This window comes from Oxalobacteraceae bacterium OTU3CINTB1 (assembly GCA_024123955.1).
GTDB lineage: Bacteria > Pseudomonadota > Gammaproteobacteria > Burkholderiales > Burkholderiaceae_D > Rugamonas.
On record CP099652.1, the window covers coordinates 6,789,788 to 6,808,698 of the forward strand.

The following is an 18,911-nucleotide window of genomic DNA, read 5'->3' on the forward strand; positions in this document are numbered from 1 at the left end:
GAGATGTTATTTTACTGCGACTGGGCGTTTGGCACGGAACACCGTTGCATCCGCATAGAAGGCGTCGTCCTGGTCTGGCCACCATCCGGGCACGCCCAAGGCCTGCATCGGCGTGAAGTCGGCCGTGCTGAGGGCGTTGTCCTCCAGGTCGCGCGCCACTTTGCGGTCCAACCACGCGCGCCGGGCGTCGTGCTCCATCGTGAAGAAATCGTCGCCCGCCACCACCACCCGCGTGTGCGCGGTGATTGCCTTGCGAGGTGCAACCAACTTCTCCATCAGCGCGTGACCGAACAGCCACACCTGCGCGTCCGGACCGAAGCTGGCGCGCTGGCCGACGAAAGCGTCGTGCCATCGATGCTCGCGCAGCGCCTCGGTCAGGCGATGACCACTGTCGCCATCGCGCACCACCAGCAGCGCCGCGTTCTCGTCGAAGATGGTGGCGGCGTCGCGCGCCGGGCCGCGCGATTTGCCAATGCCGTCCTGCGCGATCTGCGCCGCCTGCAAGGCATTCAGCCGCACTTTGATCAGCGGGAAGCTAAGCCATACCAGGCCGTTGAAGAAGTCGTGGAGATTGTCGCGTGTGGGCACGCCACCGGTGGCGCCGATGAAGGCTTCGTACGCGGTGCCGTCGGGCAGCGCCTCCTGCGGCACGAAGGAGAGCGGCAAGCCGAGATGATTGCGCAGGCCCAGTGCGGCAGCCTGCGCGCTGAAGGCGTCCCTGAAATGAACGTCCGCTACCAGCTTGCCGGCCGCGCCCCGTACCGACTCATACCAGGGGCGCGACCAGTCGATCGATTGCAGCACTGCTTATACCATTTTCCAGTTGATGGTTTCACCGGCGTTGAGTGGCACCACCTGCTGGTCGGCCATCGGCAGCGTTTCGGGCAAGGTCCACTGTTCGCGTTTGAGGGTGATGGTGTCGGTGTTGCGCGGCAGGTTGTAGAAGGCCGGGCCGTTGAAGCTGGCAAAGGCTTCCAGCTTGTCCAGCGCGCCGGCGCGTTCGAACGCCTCGGCATACAGCTCCATCGCGTGCAGCGCGGTGTAGCAACCGGCGCAGCCGCAGGCCGCTTCCTTGGCGCCCTGCGCGTGCGGCGCCGAGTCGGTGCCGAGGAAGAAGCGCTCGTCGCCGCTGGTGGCGGCGGTGACCAGCGCCAGCCGGTGTTCTTCGCGCTTGAGCACCGGCAGGCAGTAGTAGTGGGGACGGATGCCGCCCTTGAAGATGTCGTTACGGTTGTATAGCAGGTGATGCGCGGTGATGGTCGCGGCGATCGGGCCTTCGGCTTCGGCCACGTACTGGGCGGCGTGCTTGGTGGTGATATGTTCGAAGACGATGTTCAGCGCCGGGAAATCGCGGCGCAGCGGGCGCATGACGCGCTCGATGAAGACCGCCTCGCGGTCGAACAGATCGATGTCCTGGTCGGTGACTTCGCCGTGGACCAGGAACGGCATGCCGACTTCCTGCATCATCTCCAGCGTCTTGTAGCAGTTCGACAGATCGGTCACGCCGGCGTCGGAATTGGTGGTGGCGCCGGCCGGATACAGTTTGACGGCGTGCACGATGCCGCTCTCCTGCGCGCGCAGGATTTCGTCCGGCGGCGTGTTGTTGGTCAGGTAGAGCGTCATCAGCGGCTCAAACTTCATGCCAGACGGCAGCGCGGCCATGATGCGGCTGCGATAAGCCTCGGCGGCGGCGGTGGTGGTCACCGGCGGCTTCAGGTTCGGCATCACGATGGCGCGGGCGAACTGGCGCGCGCTGTGCGGCAGCACGCTGGCCAGGGTGGCGCCGTCGCGCAGGTGCAGGTGCCAGTCGTCTGGACGGGCGATGGTGATGCTGTCGGGGGTGTTTTCGAAGTCGGACATGGCGGCGGGCTTTCTGGCTATCAAAATGCGGATACCGCCATTTTACCTGCTGCCGGGCAGCTCCCGCATCCAGAACGCCGGGGTCAAGTCTGACATTCGGACACGCCCCCATCTACAGCCCACCACCGCTAACGCTAGAAATGATATTTTGCCATCATATTAGCGCTCAGGCCGTGTCCGAATGTCAGACTTGACCCCGCAGTTTTTTAGAACCGGATCACGGTCTTGCCGGCGCCATGGCCTTGCTTATTGCGTTCGATGGCTTCGCCTGCCTGCTCCACCGTCACGACTTCGTCGATCACCACGGTGAGGTCGCCAGCGGCGACTTTGGCCGTGATCTCGGCCAACTGGGCGCCGTCCGCACGCATGCGGAACCAGCCGCCGCGCCTTCCCTCCGACAATTGCGCCGCGATCTCCGGCGCCGCCGTGGTAAAAACGCGGCCCTTCGGCGACAGCACTTGCCAGGACCGGGCCAAGGTCTCGCCGCCGACAAAATCTAGCACCAGGTCGATGTCCTTGGCGACTTCCTCAAACCGGACGGCCTGATAGTCGATCACCTCGTCGGCGCCAAGGCGGCGCAGCAGATCGGCATTGCGGCTGCGCGCGGTGGTCACCACCCGGGCGCCGGCCTGCTTCGCGAACTGCACCGCTAAACTGCCGATCGCGCCGGCGCCGCCGTGAATCAGCACCGTCTCGCCGCGCTCAAGCTGGCCCGCTTCGAACAGCGACTGCCAGGCCGTCAGCGATGCGACCGGGATGGCGGCGGCGGTGGCGTCGTCGATGGCGGCCGGTATCCGCGCCAGCTTGGCGGCGCCGACCACCACATGGCCGACATACGCGCCCAACGCACCGAGCGCGGCGTGTACCCGGTCGCCGATGGCGTAGCCTTCGACGCCCGCACCGACAGCGGCAACCTCGCCGGCCAGCTCAATCCCCAGCGTAGCCGGCAACCGCAATGGAAAAGCGTCCTGCACCAAGCCGTCGCGAATCTTCCAATCGAGTCCATTGACACCGGCGGCGGTCACCCGCACCAGCACCTCGCCCTCCCCCGGCTGCGGCACCGGCACCTCATCCCAACGCAAAACCTCCGGGCCGCCATATGCATGCACGCGCAGCGCGCGATTGGCACGTTCGTCATCGAGCGCCGGATAGTCGATATACCCTTGTGGACCTGGAACGTAGAACAGTGCGGGATTCGGTGCGTTGAGCGGAGCATTCAGTTCGAAGCGGCGCGGCAGATCGGGGTTGGCCAGGAAGGTGCTGCCATAGACCACCGCATCGGCCTCACCGGCGGCGATGCGCTGCTCGCCGGATTCACGGCTTTGGCCACCACCGAGCAGATAGACGCCGCCGAACAACGGCTTCAACGCGGCGTGGTAATCGTAGTTCGCTTTGAACAGCGCCACATGCAGGTAGGCCAGCTTCAAATGCGCCAACTGGCCCACCAGATAGGTGTAGGTCTCGACCGGGTTCGCGTCGACGATGTCATTAAAACCCATCTCGGGCGAGATCTTGATGCCGACGCGGTCCGCTCCCGCCTCCGCGACCATCGCTTGCAGCACCTCCAGGATAAAGCGCGCGCGGTTCTGTATCGAACCGCCATATTGGTCTGTGCGCAGGTTGGTGCCGGACGACAGAAACTGCTCCGGCAAATAGCCCGACGCCGCGTGCAGCTCGACGCCATCGAAGCCCGCTTCCAGCGCTCGGCGCGTCGCCATGCGGTACTCGTCCACCACGGCTGCCACTTCCGCCGTCTCCAGCGCGCGCGGTGTAACGAAATCGGCCATGCCGGACATCGTGTACGCCTGGCCGGCCGCCTTGATCGCCGACGGCGCCACCGGCAGCGCGCCTTGCGGCAGCATCGACGGATGGGAGATGCGGCCGGTGTGCATCAACTGCAGGAAGATCCGTCCGCCCTCGGCGTGGACCGCGTCGGTGACGCGCTTCCAGGCCTCGACCTGCCCGTCGCTGTAGATTCCGGGCGTGGCGACATAGCCCTTGCCCATCGCGCTCGGAAAAGTGCCTTCGGTAATGATCAGGCCCGCGCCGGCGCGCTGGCGGTAGTAGGTGACGGCCAGGTCGGACTGGACGCCGTCGGCGTCGTTGGCGCGCGAGCGGGTCATCGGCGCCATGAAGATACGGTTGCGGAGGTCGTAAGGGCCGATCTTGACTGCGGTGGAGAGCTGGTTCATTTCAGGTTCCTCGGGAAGTGGATGACAGTGAAGCCATCATCCATTGTTTCACCCCGTGGATAAATAGCTTAAAATGGAATCACTGATCCACAGATGGAGCAATCGCAATGACACTGCTGGCGAGTATGGAGTTGTTTGTGGCGGTGGCGAACGCCAAGGGCTTCCGTCGCGCCGCCGAGCAATTGGACATGCCCAATTCGACGCTCTCGCGCCGCATCTCCGATCTGGAAAAGGAAATCGGCGTGCGCCTGTTTCACCGCTCCACCCGTAAAGTGGAATTGACGGAAGCGGGCCAGGCGTACTTCCGGCGCTGCCAGGGGATCGTCGCCGAGGCCCGCATCGCGCACGAATCGCTGATGGAACTGGCCGAGCGGCCCAGCGGCCTTCTCAGGGTATCGATGCCGGTCGACCTGGCGATCAGCTATCTCGCACCGGCGATCAAGCGCTTCGGCGAGCTGTATCCGCTGATCGATTTCGAAATGGATTTGACACCGCGCCGCATCGACCTGGTGGCGGACGGTTTCGACTGCGCGATCCGCATTGGCACGCCGCCACCGACGCCGTCCACATTGATCTCCAGGCAGATCGGGCTGCTGCCGCGCTATCTGTTCGCCGCGCCGGAGTATCTGCGCGATGCCCCGCCACTAAATCACCCGCAAGACCTGGCACACCACCAGTGCGTGATCCAGGCGGCATCGGGAAAGCAATCGCGGTGGACGCTAACGTCCGGAAAACAAACCACCACGGTTGACGTCTCCGGCCGCTATTGTGCCAACAACGTCAGCATGTGCCGCACCTTGGCGACGCTCGGCGTAGGCGTCGCCATCTCGGCGGGGCCGGAGATGCGCGACGACGCCTTACGTGACTCGCTGAAGCGCGTGCTGCCCGAATGGGACGTCTCGCCGGCGCCGGTCCACGCGATCATCGAATCGCGCCTGATCCCGTCGCGCGTGCGGCTGTTCATCGACTTCATGCAGGCCGCGCTGAAGGATTACTCAGCGCACGATCGCCACACGCTTGTGTAGCTGCCGCGCGAGCCACGACAACAGGCAGCACAGAACGAAGTAAACCAGCGCCACAAAGGTGTACATTTCCACCAGGCGGCCGTCGCGCTGCGCCACCTTGCTGGCGGCGCCGACGAAGTCCGGCACCGACAGCACGTACACCAGCGACACATCCTGGAACAGCACAATGGTCTGCGTCAGCAGCACCGGCAGCATGTTGCGGAAGGCCTGCGGCAGCACGATCCGTCCCATCGTCTGCCAGTAGCGCAATCCCAACGCCTGCGCCGCCAGCACCTGGCCGCGCGGGATCGCCTGTATGCCGCCGCGCATGATCTCGCAGTAGTACGCGGCCTGGAACAAGGTGAACGTGATCAGCGCCGACCAGAACGTGCCGACCTTGACCGGCTCCTGCGCGCCGATCACCCACGCCGCCATGTACGGCACCAGGAAATAGAACCAGAAGATCACCAGCACCAGCGGCACCGAGCGTATCAGGTTGACGTAGGCGGCGGCCACCAGCGCCAGCGGCTTGAAACTGGACATGCGTCCCAGCGCCAGCAAGGTGCCCAGCGCCACGCCGCCGATCATCGACAGCACAGTCAGCTCCAAGGTAAACGCCATGCCGACCTGGAACAGATAGACCCACGAGTTGGCGATGACGCCGAAGTCGAATTGGGCAAACATCAGCGCCCCCCCAATGTGCCGGGCAGCGCGAGACGGTGCTCCAGCCAGCGCATGGCGGCGATCACCACCAGGTTGACCACCACATAAATCAGCGTGGCGGCGGTGAAGGCTTCAAACACTTGGAAGGAAAACTCCTGGATCGCGCGCGCGCTGGCGGTCAGCTCCATTAAGCCGATGGTCAGCGCCACGGAGCTGTTCTTGATGATGTTGAGGAATTCGCTGGTCAGCGGCGGCAGGATCGTGCGCACCGCCAGCGGCAGCAGCACGAAGCGGTAGGCCTGCGGCAGATCGAGGCCCAGCGCCAGCGCGGCCAGGCGCTGACCACCGGCCAGTGCCTCGATGCCTGCCGTGACCTGCACCGCCACCCGCGCCGAGGTGAAGAAGCCGAGGCACAGCACCGCCGTCACGAAGGGCGCGTTGGGCAGGGACTTAAGCCAGTCGCCGCCTGCCTGCGGCAGCAGCTCCGGCATCACGAAGAACCACAGGAACATCTGCACCAGCAAAGGCACGTTACGGAATAGCTCGACGTAGCCGGTGCCCACCATCCGCAGCCAGCGGTTGGGCAAGGTGCGCATGGCGCCAACGGCGAAGCCCAGCGCCAGCGCGATCACCCAGCCGGCCAGCGATGTCGCCATCGTCCAGGCCAGGCCGGAAAGCAGCGTCTCCCAGTACGTTTGCACGCCGTCCGGCGACATCTCCCGGAAGATGTTCCAGTTCCATTGGTAGTTCATCGCGACGCGCCGCGCTTATTTCTTAGCGTCGGTCTTCTGGGCGGGCGCCGGCGCCGCCGTCACGGCATAAGCCGCCGGATCGGGCGAATCGGTCGGCTTGGCGATGACCGCCTTGAGCGTGGCCGGCATCGGGAAATTCAGGTTGATGCCGCGCGGCGGGATTGCGCTGGCAAACCACTTGTCGTAGGTCTTGGAGAATTCGGGCGACTGGTAGAACTGCGTCAGCGCCTTGTCGACCACCGCCTTGAAGGCCGTGTCGCCGCGCCGCATCATGATCGCATACGGCTCGACCGACAGCGCCTCCGGCAGGATCGTGTACTCGCCCGGATTGCGCGCGGTGGCGACCTGGCTGGCCAGCAGGATGTCGTCGTTGGCCTCGGCGGCGGCGCGCCCGGTCTCCAGCATCAGGAACGATTCGGGATGGTCCTTGCCGACGGCGATGGTCATGCCCAGTTTGCGCTCGTTGTTCAGCATCGTCATCTGCTTGAGCGTCGTGGTGCCGGCGGTGGCCACCAGCGTCTTGCCCTTCATGTCGGCCAGGCTGCGGATGTTGGACGCCTTCTTGACCAGCAGCCGGTTGGAGATGACGAACATGGTCGGCGCGAACGCCACCTGCTTCTGCCGCTCGGCGTTGTTGGTGGTCGAGCCGCATTCGAGATCGATGGTGCCGTTGGCCATGAGCGGAATGCGGTTGGCGGCGGTGACGGGATTCATCACCACCTTCACACCGGACATGCCCAGGTGCTTCTCGATCGCCGCCACCGCCTTCAGGCACAAATCGACCGAGTAGCCCTGGTACTGCTGCTTGTCGTCGAGGTAGGAGAAGGGGATGGAGCCGTCGCGCACACCGAGCGTGATGGTGCCGGTGCGCTTGATCTTGGCGAGCGTGCCGCCGGCTTCCTGGGCGGCGGCGGGACCGGTGGCAAGGACCGCGCTGGCGGCGACGATGGCAAAACGATAGAGCACTCGCGGTAACGACATGATTCCTCCTAAGAAAAATACAATGAACGTCAAAAACGATCTGCCGGCAGTGCCGGCGCATGCTATCTGTGATGCGGGTGGAACTGAAGCTAAGCTAGTGAATAATCCGCGCCAGGAAATCGCGGGCGCGCTCGGAGCGCGGCGCGCCGAAGAATTCATCCTTGCCGCAGTCCTCCAGTATCCGCCCCTTGTCCATGAAGACGACCCGGTTGGCCACCTTCCTGGCGAATCCCATCTCGTGCGTGACCACCATCATCGTCATGCCCTCTTGCGCCAGGCCGACCATCACGTCGAGCACCTCGTTGATCATCTCCGGGTCCAGCGCGGAGGTGGGCTCGTCGAACAGCATCGCGATCGGGTCCATCGACAGCGCGCGGGCGATCGCCACGCGCTGCTGCTGGCCGCCGGACAGCTGGTTCGGATATTTGTCCTGCTGCGACAGCAGGCCGACGCGGTCCAGGTACTGCAGGCCGCGCGCGTTGGCCTCGTCCTCGCTGCGTCCCAGCACCTTGACCTGGCCCAGCGTCAGGTTCTGGCGCACCGACAGATGCGGGAACAGCTCGAAATTCTGGAACACCATGCCGATGCGCGCGCGCAGCTTGGGCAGGTCGGTGCCCTTGGCGCCGACCGAGATGCCGTCGACGACGATTTCGCCCTGCTGAAACGGCTCCAGGCCGTTGACGGTCTTGATCAGGGTCGACTTGCCCGAACCGGACGGCCCGCAAATGACCATCACGTCCCCCTTGGCGACGCTGGTGGTGCATTCGGCCAATACCTGGAACTGGCCATACCATTTGCTCAGATTATTTATCGCTATCATATTTTTGGCGAAGTGAGAGTGCCCGCGACAGGCGTGTGGGCCTGCGTCCACGCGAACTTGACAGTACCCTTGACCACAAGGATACTGCGGAACTTGCTCAATGTTTCATCAGCTTACAAAGCTGCATTGGCTGGATCATACCTCCACATTGCGGGGTAATGACATTATTTTGTACGAGACTGCGCTTTGGCGGACCAATCCCGCCCCAGCCGGCGTCCATAGAGACACTACCATGGAAAACAGAGAACATGCCTAAACAAAGTCGTTTGACCACTTACATCCTGATCGCACTGGCGCTCGGTATTCTTACCGGCTACATCGTTCACGCCAACATGGCGAACCCCGTCAGTTTTGCCGACACGATGTCGCTGATCACGACCTTGTTCCTGCGCCTGATTAAAATGATCATCGCCCCGCTGGTGTTCTCGACCCTGGTTGTCGGCATCGCGCGCATGGGCGATGCCAGCGAAGTGGGCCGCATCGGCATCAAGACCATGGGCTGGTTCTTCATCGCCTCGGTCATGTCCCTGAGCCTGGGCCTGGTGCTGGTCAACCTGTTCCGTCCGGGCGACGCGCTGCTGGGCCACATGGCCGCCACCGCCTCCGCCAAGGTCGAACTGGCCACGTCCAGCCTGACGTTGAAGGACTTCGTCACCCACCTGGTGCCGGCGTCGATTGTCGACGGCATGGCCAAGAACGAGATCTTGCAGATCGTTATCTTCTCGCTGTTCTTCGGTTCGGCCGCCGCCGCCGTCGGCAAGAAGGCCGAGATCATGGTCGACGCGCTTGACGGCGTCGCCCACGTGATGCTCAAGGTCACCGGCTATGTGATGAAGTTCGCGCCGATTGCCGTGTTCGCCGCCGTCGCCGGCGTCATCGCAAAAAGCGGCCTGGGCGTGCTGTCGACCTACGGCGTGTTCATGGCCGAGTTCTACTTCGGCATCATCCTGCTGTGGTGCCTGCTGATCTTCGCCGGCTTCCTGTTCCTCAAGGGCCGCGTGTTCGGCCTGATGAAGGAGCTGCGCGGCCCGGCCCTGCTGGCGTTCTCGACCGCCTCGAGCGAAGCGGCCTACCCGAAAACGCTGGAAGGCCTGGAGCGCTTCGGTGTGCGCAACCGGATCGCCTCGTTCGTGCTGCCGATCGGTTACTCGTTCAACCTGGACGGCTCGATGATGTACTGCACCTTCGCCACCGTGTTCATTGCCCAGGCCTACGGCATCGAAATGTCGCTGGGGCAGCAAATGACGATGATGATGGTGCTGATGCTCACTTCCAAGGGCATGGCCGGCGTGCCGCGCGCCTCGCTGGTGGTGATCGCCGCCACCTTAAGCCAGTTCAACATCCCCGAAGCGGGCATGTTGCTGCTGCTCGGCATCGACCACTTCCTCGACATGGCGCGTTCCGCGACCAACGTCATCGGCAACGGCGTCGCCACGGCGGTCGTCGCCAAGTGGGAGGGCGAGCTGCTCGAGCCGGGTCAGGAGGATGAGATGGTCAAAAACGCCGCGTAAAACGCGCACTGCAAAAGCAAAGGCCACCGTCAGTTCAGGTGGCCTTTTTTCATCCGGGGTCAGGTCCACCATTTCTACAGGAGCTCTGCCCTAGCCTGCTCCAAGGTCGAGCCCGTGTAGAAATGGTGGACCTGACCCCGGAGCTGCTTTTTTTATTGAGTTACTGGTTGGCGTAGATTTTTACCAGTTCATGCAGGAAGGTGCGGCCTTCCATCAGCGATTGCACGCCGATGTATTCGTTCAGGCCGTGGATGTTGCCGAGGTCGGGCGTGAGGAAGATGCCGCTGATGCCGTACGTCGGAATGCCGGCGGCGTTGAGGAACTGGCCGTCCGTGGCGCCGGACTGCAAAATCGGCATCACCGGCACGCCCGGCCACATCTTGGCCGTCATGCGCTCGACCGGCTCCAGGATCGCCTTCGTCAACGCCGGCGGGGCGGAGTTCTCGCCTCGGATTTCCAGCGTTTCCACCTTGACCGCCGGATCGTCGATCGCTTTGACCAGGGTCTGGCGCACTTCCTCCTGCGTCACGCCGGGGAAGATGCGGCAGTTGATGTTGGCGCGGGCGCGCTGCGGCAGCGCGTTGGTGGCGTGGCCGGCATCGAGCAGGGTGGCGACGCAGGTGGTGTGCAGCATCGCGCCCCAGCTGGAATCGGTCGACGACAACAGCGCGACGGCCTTGGCGTCGGCCGGGTTCTTGACCACGGCGAGCATGGCGTCGGCGACGTCCTTGTGGCCGGCCGCCGCCTGGATCTTCGACATGCCGTTCAGGTAACCACGGCTGCCGTCGGCCAGCTGGATCGGGAACTCGTAGCCTTCGACCTTCTTCAGCGCGGACGCCAACCGGTAGATGGCGTTATCCTTTTGCGGACGCGAACTGTGGCCGCCGCGATTGGTCACTTCCAGCCGGTAGTTCTGCGCGACCTTCTCGCCCGCCTGCACCGTCATCGAGACGCGCTTGCCTGCCGCATTGAGCTCGCCGCCCGCGCCTTCGTTCAGCGCGTAGCCGGCGTCGATCAAATCGCGCTTGTTCTTGGTCAGCCACTCGGCGCCGTTGGAGGCGCCGGCCGTCTCCTCGCCGCAGGTCAGCGCCATCTTCAAGGTGTGGCGCGGCTTGAAGCCTTCCTTCTTGAAGCGGATCAGCGAGTCGGCCCAGATGGCCGCCTGCGCCTTGTCGTCCAGCGCACCGCGCGCGTAGAACTTGCCGTCCTCCTCGATCAGCGTGAACGGGTCGCGGACCCAGTCCTCGCGCTTGGCCTCGACCACGTCGATATGCGCCAGCAGCAGGATGGCCTTGGCCTTCGGATCGCTGCCCGGCAGGATGGCGACCAGACCGCCCTCCTTCGGAGATTTCGGATCGGCGAAGGGGTGCAGGTCCGAATCCGGGAAGCCGGCCGCCTTCAGGCGCGTGGCGATGCGTTCGGCCGCCAGCGTGCAGCTGCCCGACGATAAGGTGGTGTTGGTTTCGACCAGCTCCTTGTAGAGGGCGCGGAATTGCTGTTCTGTGGGGTCGGCGTAGGCATTTTGCATGCACGCCACCAGCGCGGTGACAGCACCCAGGACAAAGCGAGACTTCATGGTCGATTCCTTATCAAAGTGAAAAAAATCATTGGGGTCAGTGCCGACATTCGGACACGGCCTCATCCGCCATACAGCACAGCACGTGTCCGAATGTCGGCACTGACCCCGGTGGTTAGGGGTTATTCGGCGCGCGCCTCGTCCTCGGGCGACGAGGTCAATTCTTCATCGGCCTTGGCCTGCTGGCGCTGCCACATCTGCGCGTACAGGCCGTCGGCCGCGAGCAGCGATTGGTGCGTGCCGCGTTCGACGATGCGGCCGTGGTCGAGCACCAGGATCTGCTGCGCGTCGGCCACCGTCGACAGACGGTGCGCGATGACCATCGTGGTGCGGCTCTTGGCGATTTCCTTGAGCTGCGCCTGGATCGCCTGCTCGGCCTTCGAGTCCAGCGCGGACGTGGCTTCGTCGAAGATCAAAATCGCGGGATTCTTCAGCAAGGTGCGGGCGATCGCCACGCGCTGCTTTTCGCCGCCCGATAGCTTTAGTCCCCGCTCGCCGACCATCGTGCCGTAGCCGTCCGGCAGGCTCTCGATGAAGTCGTGGATCGACGCCGCGCGCGCGGCCGCGACGATCTGCTCCTTGCTGGCGCCCGGCTTGCCGTAGGCGATGTTGTATTCGATGGTGTCGTTGAACAGCACCGTATCCTGCGGCACGATGCCAATCGCGTGGCGCACCGAGTCCTGCGTCAGCGAACGCAGGTCCTGGCCGTCGATGGTGATGCCGCCGGCGTTGACTTCGTAAAAGCGGAACAGCAATCGCGACAAGGTCGACTTGCCCGAGCCGCTGTGCCCCACCACCGCCGTCGTGGTGCCCGGGGCGATGGTGAAGTCGACGTCGAACAGGATCTGGCGCTTCGATTCGTAGCTGAAGTCGACGTGGTTGAAGCGCACCTGCGCGCCGTGCGTGACCAGCGGCTGTGCGTCCTTGGCGTCGGCGATCTCGCGGTTCTGGTCCAGCAGCGAGAACAGCTTCTCCATGTCGGCCAGGCTTTGCTTGATCTCGCGGTAGATCACGCCCAGGAAGTTGAGCGGAATATAAAGCTGGATCATGAACGAGTTGACCAGCACCAGATCGCCCAGTGTCATGGTGCCGTTGATGACGCCCACCGTGGCGCGCCACAGGATCAAGGTGACGGCAATCGCGATGATCATCGACTGCCCGGTGTTCAGCAGCGACAGCGATGTCTGCGATTTGACGGCCGCCGATTCGTAGTTTTGCAGGCCCTCGTCGTAGCGTCTGGCCTCGTAGTCCTCGTTGCCGAAGTATTTGACGGTCTCGTAGTTGATCAACGAGTCGATGGCCTTGGTGTTGGCCTTCGAATCGAGATCGTTCATCGTGCGGCGGAAATGCGTGCGCCAGTTGGTGACGACGACGGTGAAGGTGATGTACAACACCAGCGCGACGAAGGTGATCACCGAGAACCAGATGTCGTAGTGCAGAACCAGATAGCCCAGCACCAGCGTGATCTCCACCAAAGTAGGCAGGATGTTGAACAGCGTGTACGAGATCAGCGAGCCGACCGCGCGCGTGCCGCGTTCGATATCGCGCGTCATGCCGCCGGTCTGGCGGTTCAGGTGGAAGCGCAGCGACAGTGCGTGCAGGTGGCGGAACACTTGCAGCGCGATGGTGCGCACGGCGCGCTGCGTGACGCGCGCGAACAGGAATTCGCGCAGCTCGGTGAACAGCGTGGTCGAGACGCGCAGCACGCCGTAGGCCACCAGCGCGGCGACCGGCAGCACCAGCAGCGCCTGCGGATGCGATGGCGTGATGGTCAGCGAATCGATCAGTTTTTTCATCACCACCGGCACGCCGACGTTGGCCAGCTTGGCGCCGACCAGGCAGCACAGCGCCAGCAGCACGCGCCATTTGTAGACCCACAGGTAGGGAATCAGTGTCTTCAGGGTGGCGGTGTCGCTGCGGGTGGGAGCGGAGGCGGCGGCTGTGCCGACCGGGTCTGGCGGGGAATTCGGGTAACGGCGCATGGCGGATGTCGGCTTTTTATGGTTCAATCCCGGTAATTGTAGCCCCTGAAGAGAATTCACGATGACCACGCCCGAAAATCCAACACCCATCGCCGTCACCACGGTCAATCGCGGCCTGCCCGCCGGCAAAATGCCGGAACTGCGCATGATGCCGTCGCCGTCCGACGCCAATGTCTACGGCGATGTCTTCGGCGGCTGGATCATGTCGCAGGTCGATATCGCCGGCTCGCTGCCGGCCACCCGCCGCGCCAACGGCCGCGTGGCGACCATCGCCGTGAACTCGTTCCTGTTTAAAAATCCCGTGTTCGTCGGAGACCTGCTGTCGTTCTATGCTGATATTGTCAAGGTTGGCAATACGTCCATTACCGTCAACGTCGAGGTGTACGCGGAGCGCAATCGGCTGCAGGCCGATACCGTCAAGGTGACCGAGGCGGTGCTGACCTATGTGGCGACCGACTCCGACCGCAAGCCGCGCAAGGTGCCGCCGATCGAAACGCTGATGCATCCGTAATCGGCGATCGGCCCGGTGGACGCGCAACGCCGCATCTTCCTCGCCGCGCTGGCGGCATCGGCAAGCGCCAACGCCCTCGCCGTCGTGCCGGCGGGCGCCGGCAAAGCCGGCTATCCGTTCAACCTGGGCGTCGCCTCCGGCTCACCCCTGCCCAACGCGGTCGTTATCTGGACCCGCATCCTGCACGATCCACTCAACGCGGCCGCTATGCCGCCGGTGGCCTTCGCCGTGCGCTGGGAGGTGGCCGAGGATGAGCGCTTCAGCCGCATCGTCGCCAAGGGCACGGCCAGCGCGGCGCCGCAGCTGGCGCACAGCGTCCATGTCGATGTCACCGGGCTGTCGCCGGCGCGCTGGTACTGGTATCGCTTCATGCTGGGCGACGCCGTCAGCCCCATCGGCCGCACCCGCACCGCGCCCGCCGCCGACACGATGGCCGACCAGCTCAAGCTGGCCGTGGCCTCGTGCCAGCACTGGGAGTTCGGCACCTATGCCGCGCATCGCCACATGGCCGCCGCCTCGCCAGATCTGGTGGCCTTCCTGGGCGATTACATCTACGAATGGGGGCCGTATCAGCTGCGCCACCCGCAAAAGGCCGTACGGTCCTCCGAGTGCTTTACGCTGGCCGACTACCGCAGCCGCTACGCCCAGTACAAGAGCGACCGCGATCTGCAGGCCGCGCATCACGCCGCGCCGTGGATCGTGACCTGGGACGACCACGAAGTCGCCAACGACTACGCCAACGACCGCGACGAGCGCCGGAATCCGAAGTTCCTGGAGCGGCGCGCGGCGGCTTACCAGGCGTTCTATGAGCATATGCCGGTGCGGCTGGTGCTGCGCAAGCCGGGCGACTTCGCCAACATGCGCATCTACCAGCGCTACGACTGGGGAAGGCTGGCGCGCTTTCATGTGCTGGATGACCGCCAGTACCGCGCCTGGCAAGCTTGCCCGCCTGCGGGACGCGGCGGCTCGTCGTCGGTGGTGCGGCGCCAGTGCGCGGCGCTGGGCGACACCCAACGCACGATGCTGGGCGAGGTGCAGCAGCGCTGGCTGGACGAGGGCCTGAAGTCTTCACAGGCGCGCTGGAACATCCTGGCGCAGCAAACGCTGATGGCGCACAACAGCCAGGTGCCGTTCAAGAGCGAGGGCGACGCGCGCATCTGGACCGATGGCTGGGACGGCTATCCGATGGCGCGCCGGCGTCTGCTCGACGGGCTGGCCATCAGCAAGGCAAGCAATCCGTTGATTTTGTCGGGCGACGTGCACAGCTTCCTCGCCGCGGAAATCTGCCGCGATCCGGCGCGTCCCCGGTCGGGTGCGAACGCGGTGCTGGCAACGGAATTTTGCGGCACGTCGATCACATCGCCGTCGCGCCCGCAGTCGCGCACCGAGCAGTATGTCGCGATGAATCCGGGCATCAAGTACGGCCGCAGCGACAAGCGCGGCTTCATGCTGATCAACGTCACGCCGGCGGCCACCACCGCGCATTTCGTCGGCTTGAACGATGTGCACGACGCGGCCAGCGGCATCGCGACCGCCGCCAGTTTCGTCGTGCAAAACGGCCGGCCGCAATTGAACAAGTAAAAAAAATCGCCTGCGAACAGGCGATTTCTTGACATTACGCGACCACCTTCGGCTTCTCGTCACGCAGCTGGCGCCGCAGGATCTTGCCGACGTTGGTCTTCGGCAGCTCGTCGCGGAACTCGATGAACTTCGGCTTCTTGTACGCCGTCAGCTCGTGCTTGCAGTAATCCAGCAGCTGCTCGGCCGTCAGGTTCGGGTCCTTGCGCACCACGAACAGCTTGACCGCCTCGCCCGAGTTCTGGTCCGGCACGCCGATGCACGCCACTTCCAGCACGCCCGGATGCGCCGCCACCACGCCCTCGACCTCGTTCGGATAGACGTTGAAACCGGACACGATGATCATGTCCTTTTTGCGATCGACAATCCGCGTATAGCCGCGCTCGTCCATGATGCCGATATCGCCCGTCTTGAAGAAACCGTCGGCCGTCATCGTCTTGGCGGTCTCGTCAGCGCGATTCCAATAGCCGGCCATCACTTGCGGACCGCGAATCGCGATCTCGCCGGTCTGGCCCAGCGGCACCGGTTTGCCGTCGTCGTCCAGGATCTGCACCTCGGTCGACGGAATCGGCAGGCCGATGGTGCCGGTGAATTCCTTGATATCGACGCGGTTGGCGGTGGCTACCGGCGACGTCTCCGACAAGCCGTAACCTTCGATAATCGGCGTGCCGGTGACCTTCAGCCACTTGTCGGCCACGGCCTTTTGCACGGCCATGCCGCCGCCGTTGCACACCGAGTAGCTGGAGAAGTCGAGCTTGGAGAACTCCGGATTGTTCAGCAGCGCGTTGTACAAGGTGTTCACTGCGGGGAAAACGGCCACGCGGTATTTGGACAATTCCTTGATGAAGCCGGGGATGTCGCGCGGGTTCGGCACCAGCAGGGTCAGCCCGCCCATGCGCATGCCCATCAGGGCGCTGATGGTCAGCGAGTAAATGTGGTACAGCGGCAGCGCGGCAACGAACACGATCTGCTGTTTATGCTGCTTGAACTGCAGCCAGGCTTCGTTCTGCAGCACGTTGGCGATGATGTTACGGTGCAGCAGCATCGCGCCTTTGGAGACCCCCGTGGTGCCGCCCGTGTATTGCAGGAAGGCGATATCGTCGTGCCCCTGCTTGGACGGCTGCAAGGTCATGTTGGCCGCCTCCGACAGCATCTTCTTGTACGAAATCGAACCGGGAAGCGAGAACGCCGGCACCAGCTTCTTGACCTTGCGCACCACCAGGTTGACGATCGCGCCCTTGAGAGTGCCGAGCATGTCGCCCATGGTGGCGACGATCACGTGCTTGACCTTGGTATGCGAGATGACCTGCTCCAGCGTGGTGGCGAAATTTTCCAGCACGATGATCGCTTCCGAGCCCGAATCCACCAGCTGGTGCTGCAACTCGCGCGGCGTGTACAGCGGATTGACGTTGACCACCATGTAGCCGGCGCGAATCACGGCTGCCATCGCCACCGGATATTGCAGCACATTCGGCATCATGATCGCCACGCGCGCGCCCGGCTGCAGGCCCTTGCTTTGCAGCCAGGCGCCCATGCGCAGCGACAGCTTGTCCAGCTCGCCGTAGGTGAGGAACTTATCCATGCAGACGTAGGCATTGCGGTCGGCATATTTACGGAACGATTCCTCCAGCAGATGCGTGACCGAACGGTATTGCGTCGGGTCTATCTCCGCCGGCATGTTTTCGGGGTAGGACTTGAGCCAGATTTTTTCCATCTTTATGCAGCCTTTTTCTTTTCGTTGGTATGTTCGTCCCGCAGCACGCGCCGCAGGATCTTACCGACATTGGTTTTTGGCAGTTCCTCGCGGAACTCTATGTATTTCGGTTTCTTGTAGCCGGTCAATTGCTCTTTGCAGTAGGCCATCAACTGGTCGGCGGTCAGGCCTGGATCCTTGCGCACCACGAATACTTTGACCGCTTCGCCCGAATGCTCGTCCGGCACGCCGATGCACGCGCATTCCAGCACGCCGGGGTGGGCGGAGATCACGCCCTCGAGTTCGTTCGGATAGACGTTGAAGCCGGAGACCAGGATCATATCCTTCTTGCGGTCGACGATCCTGGTGTAGCCGTTCTCGTCCATCACGCCGATGTCGCCGGATTTGAAGAAGCCGTCGGCGGTCATCACCTTCGCGGTCTCGTCCGGACGGTTCCAGTAGCCGGCCATCACCTGCGGGCCGCGAATGGCGATCTCGCCGGGCTGTCCGAGCGGCACCTCGTTGCCGTCGTCGTCGAGGATGGCGATGTCGGTCGACGGCATCGGCAAGCCGATGGTGCCGGTGAAGTCGGCGATGTCGGTGCGGTTGCAGGTGGCCACCGGGGCGGTCTCGGACAGGCCGTAGCCTTCGACGATGGGAACGCCCGTGATCTTGCGCCAGCGGTCGTTGACCGATTGCTGTACCGCCATGCCGCCGCCGTTGCACACCTTCAGCGCCGAGAAATCCAGGTGCATGAAGTCGGGATGGTTCAGCAGCGCGTTGTACAGCGTGTTGACCGCCGGCAGCATGTGGAAGCGGTGCTTGGCCAGCTCCTTGATGAAGCCGCCGATGTCGCGCGGATTCGGGATCAGGACGTTGAGCGCGCCGACGCGCATGCCCCACATGGCGCAGGCCGTCAGCGCGAAGATGTGGTACAGCGGCAGCGCCGCGACGATGACGTTCTGCTCGGCCAGGCCGCCCATCGCCGGGTGGCCCCACGCTTCCGTTTGCAGCAGGTTGGCGATCACGTTCTTATGCGTCAGCACGGCGCCCTTGGCCACGCCGGTGGTGCCGCCCGTGTATTGCAGGAAGGCCGGGTCGTCCTGGTTCACGTCGACCGGCGTCAGCTTCATGCCGCCGCCCTGCGACAGCGCGTCCTTGAAGCGCACCGCGTTCGGCAACGAGAACGGCGGCACCAGCCGCTTGACGTTGCGCACGACGAAGTTGACCAGCATGCCTTTCGGCGCGCCCAGCATCTCGCCGATGCTGCCGACCAGGATATGCCGCACCTGGGTCCGGCCCAGCACCTGCTCGAGCGTGTTGGCGAAATTCTCCAGGATGATGATGGCTTCGCAGCCGGAGTCGTTGAGCTGGTGTTCCAGTTCGCGCGGCGTGTACAGCGGATTGATGTTGACCACCGTGTAGCCGGCGCGCAGGATGGCGGCGATGGCGATCGGGTATTGCAGCACGTTGGGCATCATGATGCCGACGCGCGCGCCCTTCTTCATGGCGCGGCTTTGCAGCCAGGCGCCGATGCGTTTGGAATGGGCGTCGAGCTCGGCGTAGGTCAGGAACTTGTCCATGCAGACGTAAGCGTTGCGGTCCGCGAACTTATGAAACGACTCCTCCAGCAACTGCACCAGCGATCGGTACTGCGTCGTGTCGACCTCCGTCGGCATGCCCGGCGGATAGGACTTCAACCAGATTTTCTCCATCCTGTGCCTCTCGTCTCATTATCATTATAGTCGCGGCGCACAGTGCCGCTCCGAGCAGGTGGGGATCGTCTGC

General features: G+C 63.8%; 15 protein-coding genes and 1 pseudogene. 4 read left to right on the top strand and 12 right to left on the bottom strand.

What is annotated here, in order from left to right; genetic code table 11:
- Positions 1 to 6 precede the first annotated feature (6 nt).
- The 4 genes and pseudogenes from NHH73_29645 to NHH73_29660 all read right to left on the bottom strand — a co-directional run bounded on the left by NHH73_29645 (position 7) and on the right by NHH73_29660 (position 4,052).
- Positions 7 to 804: a DUF3025 domain-containing protein gene (locus tag NHH73_29645; protein USX26666.1), complete on the bottom strand. Its 798-nt coding sequence runs from the start codon at positions 802 to 804 to the stop codon at positions 7 to 9.
- A gap of 3 nt (positions 805 to 807) precedes the next feature.
- Positions 808 to 1,860: a dihydroorotase gene (gene pyrC / locus NHH73_29650; protein ID USX26667.1), complete on the bottom strand. Its 1,053-nt coding sequence runs from the start codon at positions 1,858 to 1,860 to the stop codon at positions 808 to 810.
- Between the two features lie 206 nt (positions 1,861 to 2,066).
- Positions 2,067 to 2,969, bottom strand: a complete 903-nt coding sequence (locus NHH73_29655; protein USX29749.1) for an NADP-dependent oxidoreductase — start codon at positions 2,967 to 2,969, stop codon at positions 2,067 to 2,069.
- A 30-nt stretch (positions 2,970 to 2,999) separates the two neighbouring features.
- Positions 3,000 to 4,052: pseudogene (locus NHH73_29660) on the bottom strand (alkene reductase).
- Positions 4,053 to 4,159: 107 nt separating this feature from the next.
- Here NHH73_29660 and NHH73_29665 point away from each other — a divergent pair.
- Positions 4,160 to 5,077, top strand: a complete 918-nt coding sequence (locus NHH73_29665; protein ID USX26668.1) for a LysR family transcriptional regulator — start codon at positions 4,160 to 4,162, stop codon at positions 5,075 to 5,077.
- Here NHH73_29665 and NHH73_29670 read toward each other — a convergent pair.
- The 4 genes from NHH73_29670 to NHH73_29685 all read right to left on the bottom strand — a co-directional run bounded on the left by NHH73_29670 (position 5,048) and on the right by NHH73_29685 (position 8,272).
- On the bottom strand, positions 5,048 to 5,740 hold the full coding sequence (locus NHH73_29670; protein USX26669.1) for an amino acid ABC transporter permease: 693 nt from the start codon (positions 5,738 to 5,740) through the stop codon (positions 5,048 to 5,050). The genes NHH73_29665 and NHH73_29670 overlap by 30 nt on opposite strands.
- Complete coding sequence (locus NHH73_29675; protein USX26670.1) at positions 5,740 to 6,471, bottom strand: amino acid ABC transporter permease; 732 nt, start codon at positions 6,469 to 6,471, stop codon at positions 5,740 to 5,742. The genes NHH73_29670 and NHH73_29675 overlap by 1 nt, the downstream gene beginning before the upstream one ends.
- 15 nt (positions 6,472 to 6,486) lie before the next feature.
- Positions 6,487 to 7,452: an amino acid ABC transporter substrate-binding protein gene (locus NHH73_29680; GenBank protein USX26671.1), complete on the bottom strand. Its 966-nt coding sequence runs from the start codon at positions 7,450 to 7,452 to the stop codon at positions 6,487 to 6,489.
- 94 nt (positions 7,453 to 7,546) lie between these two features.
- Positions 7,547 to 8,272, bottom strand: a complete 726-nt coding sequence (locus NHH73_29685; GenBank protein USX26672.1) for an amino acid ABC transporter ATP-binding protein — start codon at positions 8,270 to 8,272, stop codon at positions 7,547 to 7,549.
- Positions 8,273 to 8,520: 248 nt separating this feature from the next.
- On the opposite strand from NHH73_29685, the gene NHH73_29690 reads away from it, so the two are divergent.
- Positions 8,521 to 9,783: a dicarboxylate/amino acid:cation symporter gene (locus tag NHH73_29690; protein ID USX26673.1), complete on the top strand. Its 1,263-nt coding sequence runs from the start codon at positions 8,521 to 8,523 to the stop codon at positions 9,781 to 9,783.
- 160 nt (positions 9,784 to 9,943) lie between these two features.
- Here the strand turns inward: NHH73_29690 and NHH73_29695 are convergent, their stop codons facing one another.
- Entirely contained in the window at positions 9,944 to 11,359 is a 1,416-nt protein-coding gene (locus NHH73_29695; protein USX26674.1) for a M20/M25/M40 family metallo-hydrolase, read from the bottom strand.
- 122 nt (positions 11,360 to 11,481) lie between these two features.
- Positions 11,482 to 13,341: an ABC transporter ATP-binding protein/permease gene (locus NHH73_29700; protein USX26675.1), complete on the bottom strand. Its 1,860-nt coding sequence runs from the start codon at positions 13,339 to 13,341 to the stop codon at positions 11,482 to 11,484.
- Positions 13,342 to 13,402: 61 nt separating this feature from the next.
- On the opposite strand from NHH73_29700, the gene NHH73_29705 reads away from it, so the two are divergent.
- Positions 13,403 to 13,852: an acyl-CoA thioesterase gene (locus NHH73_29705; protein ID USX26676.1), complete on the top strand. Its 450-nt coding sequence runs from the start codon at positions 13,403 to 13,405 to the stop codon at positions 13,850 to 13,852.
- A gap of 15 nt (positions 13,853 to 13,867) precedes the next feature.
- Entirely contained in the window at positions 13,868 to 15,433 is a 1,566-nt protein-coding gene (locus tag NHH73_29710; protein USX26677.1) for an alkaline phosphatase D family protein, read from the top strand.
- Between the two features lie 34 nt (positions 15,434 to 15,467).
- On the opposite strand, the gene NHH73_29715 is transcribed toward NHH73_29710, so the two are convergent.
- Positions 15,468 to 17,144 (bottom strand): long-chain-fatty-acid--CoA ligase, encoded by a 1,677-nt coding sequence (locus NHH73_29715; protein ID USX26678.1) that lies wholly within the window; start codon positions 17,142 to 17,144, stop codon positions 15,468 to 15,470.
- Positions 17,145 to 17,146: 2 nt separating this feature from the next.
- Positions 17,147 to 18,838 (bottom strand): long-chain-fatty-acid--CoA ligase, encoded by a 1,692-nt coding sequence (locus NHH73_29720; protein ID USX26679.1) that lies wholly within the window; start codon positions 18,836 to 18,838, stop codon positions 17,147 to 17,149.
- Between the last annotated feature and the right edge of the window lie 73 nt (positions 18,839 to 18,911).

Excerpts from the sequence above, each read along its gene's own strand:
- NHH73_29665 (USX26668.1), top strand. The coding sequence starts at position 4,160 with ATGACACTGCTGGCGAGTATGGAGTTGTTTGTGGCGGTGGCGAACGCC.
- NHH73_29700 (USX26675.1), bottom strand. The coding sequence starts at position 13,341 with ATGCGCCGTTACCCGAATTCCCCGCCAGACCCGGTCGGCACAGCCGCC.
- NHH73_29690 (USX26673.1), top strand. The coding sequence starts at position 8,521 with ATGCCTAAACAAAGTCGTTTGACCACTTACATCCTGATCGCACTGGCG.
- NHH73_29715 (USX26678.1), bottom strand. The coding sequence starts at position 17,144 with ATGGAAAAAATCTGGCTCAAGTCCTACCCCGAAAACATGCCGGCGGAG.
- NHH73_29720 (USX26679.1), bottom strand. The coding sequence starts at position 18,838 with ATGGAGAAAATCTGGTTGAAGTCCTATCCGCCGGGCATGCCGACGGAG.
- NHH73_29685 (USX26672.1), bottom strand. The coding sequence starts at position 8,272 with ATGATAGCGATAAATAATCTGAGCAAATGGTATGGCCAGTTCCAGGTA.
- NHH73_29705 (USX26676.1), top strand. The coding sequence starts at position 13,403 with ATGACCACGCCCGAAAATCCAACACCCATCGCCGTCACCACGGTCAAT.
- NHH73_29695 (USX26674.1), bottom strand. The coding sequence starts at position 11,359 with ATGAAGTCTCGCTTTGTCCTGGGTGCTGTCACCGCGCTGGTGGCGTGC.
- pyrC (USX26667.1), bottom strand. The coding sequence starts at position 1,860 with ATGTCCGACTTCGAAAACACCCCCGACAGCATCACCATCGCCCGTCCA.
- NHH73_29680 (USX26671.1), bottom strand. The coding sequence starts at position 7,452 with ATGTCGTTACCGCGAGTGCTCTATCGTTTTGCCATCGTCGCCGCCAGC.
- NHH73_29675 (USX26670.1), bottom strand. The coding sequence starts at position 6,471 with ATGAACTACCAATGGAACTGGAACATCTTCCGGGAGATGTCGCCGGAC.
- NHH73_29670 (USX26669.1), bottom strand. The coding sequence starts at position 5,740 with ATGTTTGCCCAATTCGACTTCGGCGTCATCGCCAACTCGTGGGTCTAT.